An 11,986-nucleotide genomic window follows, 5' to 3' on the forward strand; every position below is an offset into this window, starting at 1 on the left:
CAGCCCTCAGATGACGTTGAGATGCTCGGTGCCGGCACCCAGGTCCGAGTCCTTGGCCCGCGCGCTGTGCAGCTTGATCATCAGGCGCAGGTCGTTGAGCGAATCGGCATTGCGCAGCGCGTCCTCGTAGGTGATCTTGCCTTCCTCGTACAGGTCGAACAGCGCCTGGTCGAACGAGATCATGCCCTGCTCGCGCGACTTCTTGATGACTTCCTTGAGTTCATGGATCTCGCCCCTGAAGATCAGGTCGGCCACCAGCGGCGTGCCGATCATGATTTCCACCGCCGGTACGCGTCCCTTGCGGCCGGCGCGCGGCAGGAGCCGCTGGGAGATCATCGCCTTGAGGTTCAGCGACAGGTCGATCAGCAGCTGCTGGCGCTTCTCCTCGGGGAAAAAGTTGACCACGCGGTCGATCGCCTGGTTGGCATTGTTGGCGTGCAGCGTGGCCAGGCACAGGTGGCCGGTCTCGGCGTACTGCATCGCGTACTCCATGGTCTCGCGGTCGCGGATCTCGCCGATCAGGATCACGTCGGGCGCCTGGCGCAGCGTGTTCTTCAGCGCCACGTGCCAGGACTCGGTATCGATGCCGACCTCGCGCTGCGTGACGATGCAGTTCTGGTGCGCGTGCACGTACTCGATCGGATCCTCGATGGTGATGATGTGGCCGTAGGAATGCGCGTTGCGGTGGTCCAGCATCGCCGCCAGCGTGGTCGACTTGCCCGAGCCGGTTGCCCCGGTCACGATCACCAGCCCGCGCTTGGCCATGACCACGTCATGCAGGGTCGGCGGCAGGTCCAGGTCGGCCACCGACGGGATGCGCGTATTGATGGTGCGCACCACCATGCCGGCCTTGCCCTGCTGGATAAAGGCCGACACGCGGAAGCGCCCGGCCTTGGGCGCGCTGATGGCAAAGTTGCATTCGCGGCTGGTGTCGAAGTCCTGCACCTGGCGCTCGTTCATCACCGAGCGCACCAGGCCCAGCGCCTGGGTCGGGTTCAGCGGCTGCTGCGACACCGGCGTGATCTTGCCGTCGACCTTGATCGCCGGCGGAAAATCTGAGGTGATGAACAGGTCCGAGCCGCGGTTGCTGACCATCAGCTCGAGCAGGTCGTTGATGTACTTGGCGGCGGATTCGCGGTCGAGCATGGCGGTGTCCTGCTGGAGAAAGGGCGAAGGCGCAAGACGGGCCTCAGCCCATGAACGCGTCCGGGTTCTTGGCAATCGCGCGGGCGTCGTTGTAGCTGATGACGCTGCGCTTGATCAGGTCCGACAGGCACTGGTCCAGCGTCTGCATGCCCAGCCCGCTGCTGGTCTGCATCATCGAGTACATCTGCGCGATCTTGTTTTCGCGGACCAGGTGGCGGATCGCGGGCGTGGCGATCATGATCTCGTGCGCGGCGGTGCGGCCGTTGCCGTCGCGGGTCTTCAGCAGCGTCTGCGAGATCACCGCTTCGAGCGATTCGGACAGCATGGTGCGCACCATGTCCTTCTCTTCGGGCGGAAACACGTCGACCACGCGGTCGATGGTCTTGGCCGCCGAGCTGGTGTGCAGCGTGCCGAAGACCAGGTGGCCGGTCTCGGCCGCGGTCAGCGCCAGGCGGATGGTTTCGAGGTCGCGCAGCTCACCCACCAGAATCACGTCGGGGTCTTCGCGCAGCGCCGAGCGCAGGGCGTTGGCAAACGAGTGCGTATGCGGCCCCAGCTCGCGCTGGTTGATCAGGCTCTTCTTGGAGCTGTGCACGAATTCGATCGGGTCCTCCACCGTGAGGATGTGGCCCATGTCGTTTTCATTGCGATGGTCGACCATCGCCGCCAGCGTGGTGGACTTGCCCGAGCCGGTGGGGCCCGTCACCAGCACCAGCCCGCGCGGCTTCATGCACAGGTCGGCAAATACCGCCGGCGCGCGCAGCTCTTCCAGCGTGAGCACCTTGGACGGAATGGTACGGAACACCGCGGCCGCGCCGCGCTGGGTGTTATAGGCATTGACGCGGAAGCGCGACAGGCCGGCGATCTCGAACGAGAAATCGATTTCGAGGCGTTCCTCGTAGGCCTTGCGCTGGGTGTCGCTCATGATGTCGTACACCATGGCGTGGACATCCTTGTGCGTCATCGAGGCGACGTTGATGCGCCGCATGTCGCCATGGATACGCACCATCGGCGGCATGTCCGCGGACAGATGAAGATCGGACGCCTTGTTCTTGACGGCGAAAGCCAATAGCTGCGCGATGTCCATCTATAATGACCCCACCCTGATTTGTTATCGGTACTTGACGTACCTTATATATATGTTCGCCGGATTATGTCTGTGATTGCCGCCAACTTGCAAGCCGTGCGCCAGGGCATTGCGGCGGCAGCACAACAGGCCGGCAGGCAACCCGCGGACGTCGCCCTGCTGGCCGTTTCCAAGACTGTTTCCCCCGACCGCATAAGGGCCGCATACGCCGCCGGACAACTCGCTTTCGGCGAAAACTACGTCCAGGAAGGCCTCGACAAGATCGCCGCGCTGGCCGACCTGCGTGGCCGGCTGCAATGGCATTTCATCGGCCCGCTGCAAAGCAACAAGACGCGGCCGGTGGCGGAACATTTCGACTGGGTGCATTCCATCGAGCGGCTCAGGATCGCCGAGCGGCTGTCGGCGCAGCGCCCGGCCGGCATGACGCCGCTGCAGGTCTGCATCCAGGTCAATATCAGCGGCGAAGCCAGCAAGAGCGGCGTCGCCCCGGCGGAGGTGCCCGCGCTCGCGCATGCGGTCGCGGCCCTGCCCGGCCTGCGGCTGCGCGGGCTGATGGCAATTCCCGAACCCGCCGACGATCCCGCCGCGCAACGCCGCCCGTTCGCCGCCATGCGCGCCATGCTGCAGGCGCTGCGCGCCGACGGCCTGGATCTCGACACGCTGTCGATGGGCATGTCGGGCGACATGGAGGCCGCCATCGCCGAGGGCGCGACCCTGGTGCGGATCGGCACCGCCATCTTCGGCGCGCGCGGCTGAACGCAGCGCCCACGGTCCAACGAATTCAGACTTCGGAAATCCTCATGCTCGACACCCTCACCTTTGGCTTTCTTGGCGGCGGCAATATGGCTTCCGCACTGATCGGCGGCCTGATCGCCCGCGGCGTGCCCGCCGGCGCGATCCGCGTGGTCGACCCGTTTCCGGAAGCGCAGCAGCGCCTGGCGCGCGACCTCGGCGTGCATGCGGCCGGGGCGCCGGATGCCGCCTTCGGCGCCAGCGATGTGCTGGTGCTGGCGGTCAAGCCGCAGCAGTTCCGCGACGCCGCGGCGCAATTGCTGCCGCACCTGCCGGCCGATGGCCCGGGCAACCTGGTGATCAGCGTGGCCGCCGGCATCCGGCTGCAGGACATGCAGCGCTGGCTCGGCGGGCGCAACCGCGTGGTGCGCGCGATGCCGAATACGCCGGCGCTGTCGGGCATGGGCATGACCGGGCTGGCCGCACCGGCCGGGCTGTCGGTCGAAGACCGGGCCATTGCCAGCGCCGTGGCGGAAGCCGTCGGCAAGTGCGTGTGGGTGGATGGGGATGACCAGATCGACGCCGTCACCGCGATTTCCGGCAGCGGCCCGGCCTATGTGTTCTATTTCATCGAAGCCATGCAGCGCGCCGCCACCGAACTGGGGCTGAGCGCAGAACAGGGACGCGAACTCGCCGTGGAGACCTTCCGCGGCGCGGCTACATTGGCAGGGCAATCGCCCGAACCGGTGGCGACGCTGCGCGAGCGCGTGACGTCGAAGGGCGGCACCACCTATGCGGCGCTGACCGCGATGGAGGCCTCCGGCATCGGCGATGCCTTCGTGCGCGCGATGCACGCGGCCGCGGCACGCGGCAAGGAGATGGGGGCGGAGTTCGGGAAGGATTGAGGTACTGCAACGCCAGCAGCAAGCTCCCCTCGCCCGCCTGCGGGAGAGGGGAGCAAACCCTCAGTCAGCGTCGACGTCACCGCACCGCATACGCCAGCGCCGTCCCCGCAAACATGCAAGCCCCCAGCCAGTTGTTGTGCCGGAACGCGGCGAAGCACCGCATCCGGTCGCGCTCGCGGATCAGCGTGTAGTGGTAGCCGGCACAGCCGATCGCGGCAAGCAGCCCCACCCAGTACGGCCATCCCAATCCGAGCAGCACGCCCGCCCACGCCATCAGCGCAAAGAACGCGGCGTAGCACAGCATGATCGCCGCCACATCGAAGCGGCCAAAGGTGATGGCCGAAGTCTTCATGCCGATCAGCAGGTCGTCGTCGCGATCGACCATCGCGTAGGCGGTGTCATACGCCACCGCCCAGAACACATTGGCCAGCAGCATCAGCCAGGCCACCGGCGGCACCTGGTCCTGGATCGCCGCGAATGCCATCGGGATGCCGAAGCCGAACGCGATCCCCAGGTAGGCCTGCGGAATCGCAAAGAAGCGCTTGAAGAACGGGTACGTGCCCGCCACCACCGCCGCCACCACCGCTAGCCACTTGGTCAGCGCATTCAGCGGCAGCACCAGCGCAAACGCCACCAGCGCCAGCACGGCGGCCACCGCCAGCGCCTCCCATGCGGCGATCTTGCCCGCGGTCAGCGGCCGCTCGCGGGTGCGCTTGACGTGCTTGTCGAAGTCGCGGTCGGCCCAGTCGTTGATGGCGCAGCCGGCCGAGCGCATCAGGAAGGTACCGGCGACGAAGATCCAGAACAGGCTCCAGCGCGGCGGCCCGTCGGCCGCCATCCACATGGCCCACAGCGTCGGCCACAGCAGCAGCAGCGTGCCGATGGGCTTGTCGATGCGCACCAGGCGCGCGTAGAGGGCAAGGCGTTCAAGCATGGGGGTGGGAGGCAACGGCGAGAGGGTCTGCACGGCGTGGATCCGGGGCGGGCGATTCAATGAAAACGCGCCGCAGCCCGGACGGCTGCGACGCGCTGTACCGGCGGCCGCAGGCACGGCCGCCCGGCGAGCAGGCAGGCGTCAGGCCAGCATCGAGCGCAGCATCCACGCGGTCTTTTCATGCGTCTGCATGCGCTGGGTCAGCAGGTCGGCCGAGGGCTCGTCGCCGGCCGCATCGATCACCGGGAAGATCGAGCGCGCGGTGCGCACCACGGCTTCCTGGCCTTCGACCAGCTTGCGGATCATCTCGGTGGCCTCGGGCACGCCTTCTTCCTCGGCAATCGACGACAGCCGCGCGTATTCCTTGTACGTGCCTGGGGCCGGGTAACCCAGCGCGCGGATACGCTCGGCGATCGAGTCCACGGCCAGCGCCAGTTCGTTGTACTGGGTCTCGAACATCAGATGCAGCGTATTGAACATCGGACCCGTCACGTTCCAGTGGAAGTTGTGGGTCTTGAGGTAGAGGGTATAAGTGTCCGCCAGCAGCTTGGACAGCCCTTCCGCGATCTTCTTGCGGTCCTTGTCGGAAATACCGATATTCACGCTCATCTCGTTCTTCTTTGCCATAGTAGATACGCTCCGTTCAGGTATAGCCACGAGGCGCGCCGCCGGGCTTGCCGATTCGTGGCGATTCGGGGCCGGGCGGCGCGGTACCCCGCATTATTGCACCCGGCAACGGTCCCGGCCAAACCCCGTGCCGGGCGGCCGTTGCCTGGCTTTCGCTTATTGCAGGTTGAGCGCGCGCTTCACGCCCTCGCCGTAGGCCGGGTCGGCCCGGGTGAAATGCTCCAGCTGGACCCGCACGATCTCCTCGGGCACGCCCTGCATCGCCGCCGCGATATTGGCGAACAGGCGCTGGCGCTGGCCCTCGTCGAACAGGCGGAACAGCGCGCCGGGCTGGCTGTAGTAGTCGGTGTCGACGCGGTGGTCCCAGCGGTCGGCGGCGCCATCCAGTGCCAGCGGCGGCTCGATCGCGCGCTCGCTGGCGGCGTAGGCGCTTTCGCGGTTGGGCTCGTAGTTGAGCTTGCCGCCCTGGTTGCCGTCCACGCGCATCGCGCCGTCACGGTGGAAGCTGTTGTGGAACGGGCATTTCGGCGCATTGACCGGGATCTGGGCGTGGTTGATGCCCAGGCGGTAGCGCTGCGTGTCGCCATACGAGAACAGCCGCCCCTGCAGCATCTTGTCGGGCGAGAAGCCGATGCCGGGCACGATGTTGGCCGGGTTCATCGCCACCTGCTCGACCTCGGCAAAATAGTTGTCGGGGTTGCGGTTGAGCTCGACCACGCCCACGTCGATCAGCGGGTAGTCCTTGTGCGGCCAGACCTTGGTCAGGTCGAACGGGTTGATGTGGTATTTGGCCGCCTCGGCCTCCGGCATGACCTGCACGCGCAGGTTCCAGCGCGGGAAGTTGCCGCGCTCGATATTGTCGAATAGGTCGCGCTGCGCGCTCTCGCGGTCGTTGGCCACCACTTTGGCCGCTTCCTCATTGGTCCAGTTTTCCACGCCCTGCTGCGACTTGAAGTGGAACTTGACGTAGAAGCGCTCGTTACTGGCGTTGATGAACGAGTACGTGTGCGAGCCGAAGCCGTGCATCTGCCGGTAGTTCTGCGGCAGGCCGCGGTCGCTCATCAGGATGGTGACCTGGTGCAGCGACTCTGGATGGCGCGACCAGAAGTCCCACACCGCGATCGGGTCGCGCAGGTTGGTGCGCGGGTTGCGCTTCTGCGTGTGGATGAAGTCTGGGAACTTCAGCGGGTCGCGCACGAAGAACACCGGCGTGTTGTTGCCGACCAGGTCCCAGTTGCCTTCGTCGGTATAGAACTTGATCGAGAAGCCGCGCACGTCGCGCTCGGCGTCGGCCGCGCCGCGCTCGCCGGCAACGGTGGAGAAGCGGATGAACAGCGGCGTTTCCTTGCCGATCCCGGCAAACACCGAGGCCTTGGTGTACTTCGTGATGTCGTGGGTGATGCGCAGCGTGCCGTAGGCGCCGGAGCCCTTGGCGTGCACGCGGCGCTCGGGAATGACTTCGCGATCGAAATGGGCCAGCTTTTCGAGGAACCAGACGTCCTGCAGCAGCATCGGGCCGCGCGGGCCGGCGGTCTGCGAGTTCTGGTTATCGGCGACCGGTGCGCCGGCGGCAGTGGTAAGGGTGTCCTTCTTGCTCATCTTTTCCTCTTTGTGGGTGGGCTGAAAGGGAATGCCGCGTCAGTGCGCAGCGGCATAGCAGGCCAGGCAATCGAGCAGGCAGCGCCCCATGCGGGAGGAAAAACGGGGCTGGGTCGGTATGGTTTTCAGTGACTGGGCGCTGGTGCTCATCATCGGTTCCTGTCTTGCATCGACGCCATCCGCATCGACAGGAACCAGTCTACAAATTATCTATTAAGTTGAGAATTTAATTATTTATACCTATGTATTAGGTCAAAGCTATTCGGGGTTAGGGAAACTTATGCCACCGGCAGGTGACCACCCAAAGACAGCCTGGCGCAATGACTGGTCAGGGAAGCAGAAACGACAACGGCCGCAGCGGCATCTCCGCTGCGGCCGTTGCATGGCCAGGTCCTTCGACGCGAGCGCTCAGGCGGCTTCGGCCAGTTCCTTGGCGTCGAGCTTGCGCACGCCGGGCAGGTCGCAGGCGGCGACGGCGTTGGCCAGCGCTTCCATCGCCGGCAGCCGGGTAAAGCTCTTGCGCCACGCCAGCACCACGCGCCGGTCAGGCACGGGTTCGGCAAACGGGACGTACGACAGCATGTCGCCCTTGGCTTTCAGGTCGGGCACCGAGGTGCGCGGCAGCACGGTGATGCCGACACCGCTGGCCACCATATGGCGTATGGTCTCGAGCGACGAGCCCTCGAAGGTCTTCTGGATGCCGTCGGCCGCCTGCGAAAAGCGCGACAGCTCGGGGCACACGCCCAGCACGTGGTCGCGGAAGCAGTGGCCGCTGCCCAGCAGCAGCATGGTCTGCTGCTTCAGTTCCTCGGGGTCGACCGCTTGCGTCTGGGCCAGCTGGTGGCCGCGCGGCACGGCCACGACAAAGGGTTCGTCATAGAGCGGGCGCACCGTCAGCCCGGAATCGGGGAACGGCTCGGCCATCACCGCGCAATCGATCTCGCCCTGCTTGAGCAGCTCGATCAGCTTGTGGGTGTAGTTCTCCTGCAGCATCAGCGGCATCTGCGGCACGGTGTCGATCATCTGCTTGACCAGCGACGGCAGCAGGTACGGCCCGATGGTGTAGATCACGCCGACGCGCAGCGGTCCCGCCAGCGGGTCCTTGCCCTGCTTGGCGATCTCGCGGATGGCCATGGTCTGCTCCAGCACACGCTGGGCCTGCGCCACGATCTGCTCGCCGACCGACGTCACCGACACCTCGGAGGTGCCGCGCTCGAAGATCTGCACGTTGAGTTCGTCTTCCAGCTTCTTGATGGCGACCGACAGCGTCGGCTGCGAGACGAAGCAGGCTTCCGCGGCCCGGCCGAAATGGCGCTCGCGCGCCACGGCGACGATGTACTTGAGTTCAGTGAGCGTCATGACTTATCAAATCCGGGTAAGCGATAGATTTTACCTTCGATTGCCGGATCTGTCAGAGTGCCCACTTCACGCGAGCCGGTATGCGACGGCTTCCGCACAAAGCCGGCCAGCAAGACTTCAATCAGGCCTTCAGGTAGTGCTCGCGTCCACCGAGCCAGCGCGACAGGTGCGCTTCGACCGCTTCCGGATAGTGCGCCAGCATCAGCTCGGCCGCCGCCTGGGCATACTCCACCAGCCAGGCATCGGTCTGCAGGTCGGCAAAGCGCAACATCGCCTCGCCGGACTGGCGCGCGCCGAGGAATTCACCCGGGCCGCGGATTTCCAGGTCGCGCCGCGCGATCTCGAAGCCGTCGGTGGTCTCGCGCATGGTCGCCAGCCGTTCGCGCGCGGTGGGCGACAGCGGTGCCTGGTACATCAGCAGACAAACAGATTCGGCGCTGCCCCGCCCGACCCGGCCGCGCAGCTGGTGCAGCTGCGCCAGGCCGAAGCGCTCGGCGTGCTCGATCACCATCAGCGAGGCATTGGGCACGTCCACGCCCACCTCGATCACGGTGGTGGCCACCAGCACCTGCAGGCGATTGGCACTGAAGTCATCCATCACCGCCGCCTTCTCCGCCGGCGGCAGGCGTCCGTGCACCAGGCCCACGCGCAGGTCGGGCAGCGCGGCCACCAGTGTCTCGTAGGTCTCGACCGCGGTCTGCAACTGCAGTGCTTCGCTTTCCTCGATCAGCGGGCACACCCAGTAGACCTGCCGGCCTTCGGCGGCGGCATGGTGGATGCGCCCGATCACTTCGTCGCGGCGCTCGTCGTTAACCAGGCGCGTGACGATGGGCGTGCGCCCCGGCGGCAGTTCATCGATCACCGAGACGTCGAGGTCGGCGTAGTACGTCATGGCCAGCGTGCGCGGGATCGGCGTGGCCGACATCATCAGCTGGTGCGGCACGGTTTCGGCCGCGCTGATCGCAGCGGGCGCCTCGGCCACACCCGCCTTGCCGCGCAGCGCCAGCCGCTGCGCCACGCCGAAGCGGTGCTGCTCGTCGACCACCGACAGCCCCAGCTTGGCAAAGCGCACGGTGTCCTGGATCAGCGCATGGGTGCCGATCACCAGCTGGGCCTCGCCCGATTCCACGCGCGCCACGGCATGGCGCTTCTCGCGCGCCTTCTGGCTGCCGGCCAGCCACGCCACCGGCACGCCCAGCGGCTCCAGCCATGCCGACAGCTTGCGGAAATGCTGCTCGGCCAGGATCTCGGTCGGCGCCATCAGCGCCGCCTGGTAACCGGCATCGATGGCCTGGCACGCCGCCAGCGCGGCCACGATGGTCTTGCCGCTGCCCACGTCGCCCTGCAGCAGCCGGTGCATCGGATGCGGCAGGGTCATGTCGGCGGCGATTTCGCCGACCACGCGCTGCTGCGCGCCGGTCAGCCGGAACGGCAAGGCGGCCAGGAAACGCGTCAGCAGCCCGCCCTCGCGGCGCGGCATGGTCGGCGCGGTCTTGTCGCGGCGCGCCGCGTGCGCGCGCCGCAGCGAGATCTGCTGCGCCAGCAGCTCGTCGAACTTGACGCGCTGCCAGGCCGGGTGCGAACGGTCGGCCAGCGCTGCCTCGCTTTCCTGCGGCGGCGGCGCGTGCAGCAACCGCAGGCACTCGGCCAGCGGGCGCAGCTGCAGCCGCGCCAGCGGCCCCTGCAGCACCGCTTGCGGCAGCGTCTCGGGCAAGGGCGTGCGCGCCAGCGCGCCGCCGATGGCCTTGCGCAAATAGGCCTGCGGGATGCCGGCGGTGGACGGGTACACCGGCGTCAGGCGGTCCGGCAGCGCCTCGCCGGCCAGCACCGGGCGCACTGTCGGATGGACCATCTCGGCGCCGAAGAAGCCGCCGCGCACCTCGCCGCGCACGCGCAGGCGCACGCCTTCGGCCATCTGCCTGGTCTGGCTGCCGTAGAAGTTCAGGAAGCGCAGGGTCAGCTCGCCGCTGTCGTCGGCAAGCTTCACCACCAGCTGGCGGCGCGGCCGGAACGTGACCTCGTTGGAGACGACTTCGCCTTCCACCTGCGCCGGCAGCCCGAGCCCGGCACGGTGGATGGCCTCGGCGATCGGCACCACCGTGGTTTCGTCCTCGTAGCGCATCGGCAGGTGCAGCACCAGGTCGACCGGGCGGCGCAGGCCCAGCTTGGCCAGCCGCGCGGCGGCCGTGGATGCGCCCGAGCCGGCGGCCTTGCCCCTGGCCGCACCAGCTTTGCCGCGCGCGGGCGCCGCCGTGTCGCTGGCGTCGTTGGCGTCGGCAGGTTCCTGGATCGGTTCGGCGGCGGTTCCGGGCATCGGCGAATCAGTTGGCAGCAGTCGCTGCGGGCTTCTGGACTGGCTGGCGCGGCGCCGGCGAATGGCGGGTATCACGCCCGGCGCGGCGGCAAGCGCGCCCGTGGCCTTACAATATCGGATTCGCCGATTGTACCCATGCCGGCTGCCAAACCGGGCAGCGGAGTGATGCGCCATGCTCCACAGCCTGCCGACCGCGCAGCCCGCCCTTCCCACGATGTTGACGCTTTCCGATTTCGACTTTCCGCTGCCGCCCGAACTGATCGCCCAGAGCGCGCTGCCCGACCGCAGCGCCAGCCGGCTGCTGGTGGTGGAGCGGCTCGCCCCCGGCGACACCGCCGACGCGGTGCACATGGCCGACCGCGCCTTCAGCGACATCGTCGATTACCTGCGTCCGGACGACCTGCTGGTGTTCAACGACACCCGCGTGATCAAGGCCCGCTTCTTCGGCCACAAGCCCAGCGGCGGCAAGGTCGAAGTGCTGGTGGAGCGCGTGCTCGACACCCATACCGTGCTGGCCCAGGTGCGCGCCTCGAAGACGCCGGTCGAAGGCAGCGCCCTGCACCTGGCCGACGATGCCTTCGCCGTGACCGTGGGCCCGCGCGTGGACCAGTTCTTCACGCTGCGCTTCCCCGAGCCGGCGCTGGACCTGATCGAGCGCTACGGCCGCCTGCCGCTGCCGCCGTATATCACGCACGACCCCGACGCCTACGACGAGACCCGCTACCAGACCGTCTACGCGCGCAGCCCGGGCGCGGTGGCCGCGCCCACCGCCGGCCTGCATTTCGACGACGCGCTGTTCGCGCGGCTCGATGCCGCCGGCGTGCGCCGCGCCTTCCTGACGCTGCACGTGGGTGCCGGCACCTTCCAGCCAGTGCGCACCGAGAACCTGGCCGAGCACAAGATGCACTCGGAGTGGTACGCAATTTCCGAAGACCTGGCGCAGGCCGTGCGCGAGACGCGGGCACGCGGCGGCCGCGTGATCGCGGTCGGCACCACCTCGCTGCGCGCGCTGGAATCGGCCGCGCAGCCCGACGGCACGCTCGCCGCCGGCAGCGGCGACACCGATATCTTCATCACGCCCGGCTACCGCTTCCGCCTGGTCGACGCCCTGATCACCAACTTCCACCTGCCCAAGTCGACGCTGCTGATGCTGGTGTCGGCACTGGCCGGGGTGCAAGCCATCCGCGCCGCCTACCGCCATGCGGTCGAGCAGCGCTACCGTTTCTTCAGCTACGGAGACGCCATGCTGCTGACCCGGCAGCCGGACGCCGCCGCGGCCTGAT

At 67.3% G+C, this 11,986-nt stretch carries 10 protein-coding genes; 3 read left to right on the forward strand and 7 right to left on the reverse strand.

The features are described 5' to 3' along the window. Window positions 1-6: 6 nt before the first annotated feature. Window positions 7-1,146, reverse strand: a complete 1,140-nt coding sequence (locus RALTA_RS12540; protein WP_012353805.1) for a PilT/PilU family type 4a pilus ATPase — start codon at window positions 1,144-1,146, stop codon at window positions 7-9. Between the two features lie 43 nt (window positions 1,147-1,189). Beyond that, window positions 1,190-2,233 (reverse strand): type IV pilus twitching motility protein PilT, encoded by a 1,044-nt coding sequence (locus RALTA_RS12545; protein WP_012353806.1) that lies wholly within the window; start codon window positions 2,231-2,233, stop codon window positions 1,190-1,192. A 66-nt stretch (window positions 2,234-2,299) separates the two neighbouring features. Here RALTA_RS12545 and RALTA_RS12550 point away from each other — a divergent pair, with 66 nt between their 5' ends. Both RALTA_RS12550 and proC read left to right on the forward strand, forming a co-directional pair. Beyond that, window positions 2,300-2,989 carry a YggS family pyridoxal phosphate-dependent enzyme gene (locus tag RALTA_RS12550; protein WP_012353807.1) on the forward strand — a complete coding sequence of 230 codons (690 nt, stop codon included), beginning with the start codon at window positions 2,300-2,302 and terminating at the stop codon, window positions 2,987-2,989. A gap of 44 nt (window positions 2,990-3,033) precedes the next feature. Next, complete coding sequence (gene proC / locus RALTA_RS12555) at window positions 3,034-3,870, forward strand: pyrroline-5-carboxylate reductase (protein WP_012353808.1); 837 nt, start codon at window positions 3,034-3,036, stop codon at window positions 3,868-3,870. A 76-nt stretch (window positions 3,871-3,946) separates the two neighbouring features. On the opposite strand, the gene ubiA is transcribed toward proC, so the two are convergent. The 5 genes from ubiA to recG form a co-directional block, all read right to left on the reverse strand. After that, window positions 3,947-4,804, reverse strand: a complete 858-nt coding sequence (ubiA, locus tag RALTA_RS12560) for a 4-hydroxybenzoate octaprenyltransferase (protein WP_041232195.1) — start codon at window positions 4,802-4,804, stop codon at window positions 3,947-3,949. Between the two features lie 141 nt (window positions 4,805-4,945). Continuing rightward, entirely contained in the window at window positions 4,946-5,431 is a 486-nt protein-coding gene (locus RALTA_RS12565; RefSeq protein WP_012353810.1) for a Dps family protein, read from the reverse strand. A 156-nt stretch (window positions 5,432-5,587) separates the two neighbouring features. Beyond that, window positions 5,588-7,030, reverse strand: coding sequence for a catalase (locus tag RALTA_RS12570; RefSeq protein ID WP_012353811.1), 1,443 nt, complete (start codon window positions 7,028-7,030; stop codon window positions 5,588-5,590). Between the two features lie 408 nt (window positions 7,031-7,438). Continuing rightward, a complete protein-coding gene (locus tag RALTA_RS12575; protein ID WP_012353812.1) occupies window positions 7,439-8,389 on the reverse strand; it encodes a LysR substrate-binding domain-containing protein in 951 nt (316 codons plus the stop codon). Between the two features lie 121 nt (window positions 8,390-8,510). Next, entirely contained in the window at window positions 8,511-10,703 is a 2,193-nt protein-coding gene (gene recG, locus RALTA_RS12580) for an ATP-dependent DNA helicase RecG (RefSeq protein WP_012353813.1), read from the reverse strand. A gap of 214 nt (window positions 10,704-10,917) precedes the next feature. Between recG and queA the strand changes: the two genes are divergently transcribed. Beyond that, window positions 10,918-11,985 (forward strand): tRNA preQ1(34) S-adenosylmethionine ribosyltransferase-isomerase QueA, encoded by a 1,068-nt coding sequence (gene queA / locus RALTA_RS12585; protein ID WP_012353814.1) that lies wholly within the window; start codon window positions 10,918-10,920, stop codon window positions 11,983-11,985. Window position 11,986: the final 1 nt, after the last annotated feature.

The organism is Cupriavidus taiwanensis LMG 19424 (assembly GCF_000069785.1).
GTDB lineage: Bacteria > Pseudomonadota > Gammaproteobacteria > Burkholderiales > Burkholderiaceae > Cupriavidus > Cupriavidus taiwanensis.

Coding starts and splice junctions, on each gene's coding strand:
- RALTA_RS12540 (WP_012353805.1), bottom strand. CDS start 1,146: ATGCTCGACCGCGAATCCGCCGCCAAGTACATCAACGACCTGCTCGAG.
- RALTA_RS12545 (WP_012353806.1), bottom strand. CDS start 2,233: ATGGACATCGCGCAGCTATTGGCTTTCGCCGTCAAGAACAAGGCGTCC.
- RALTA_RS12550 (WP_012353807.1), top strand. CDS start 2,300: ATGTCTGTGATTGCCGCCAACTTGCAAGCCGTGCGCCAGGGCATTGCG.
- proC (WP_012353808.1), top strand. CDS start 3,034: ATGCTCGACACCCTCACCTTTGGCTTTCTTGGCGGCGGCAATATGGCT.
- ubiA (WP_041232195.1), bottom strand. CDS start 4,804: ATGCTTGAACGCCTTGCCCTCTACGCGCGCCTGGTGCGCATCGACAAG.
- RALTA_RS12565 (WP_012353810.1), bottom strand. CDS start 5,431: ATGGCAAAGAAGAACGAGATGAGCGTGAATATCGGTATTTCCGACAAG.
- RALTA_RS12570 (WP_012353811.1), bottom strand. CDS start 7,030: ATGAGCAAGAAGGACACCCTTACCACTGCCGCCGGCGCACCGGTCGCC.
- RALTA_RS12575 (WP_012353812.1), bottom strand. CDS start 8,389: ATGACGCTCACTGAACTCAAGTACATCGTCGCCGTGGCGCGCGAGCGC.
- recG (WP_012353813.1), bottom strand. CDS start 10,703: ATGCCCGGAACCGCCGCCGAACCGATCCAGGAACCTGCCGACGCCAAC.
- queA (WP_012353814.1), top strand. CDS start 10,918: ATGTTGACGCTTTCCGATTTCGACTTTCCGCTGCCGCCCGAACTGATC.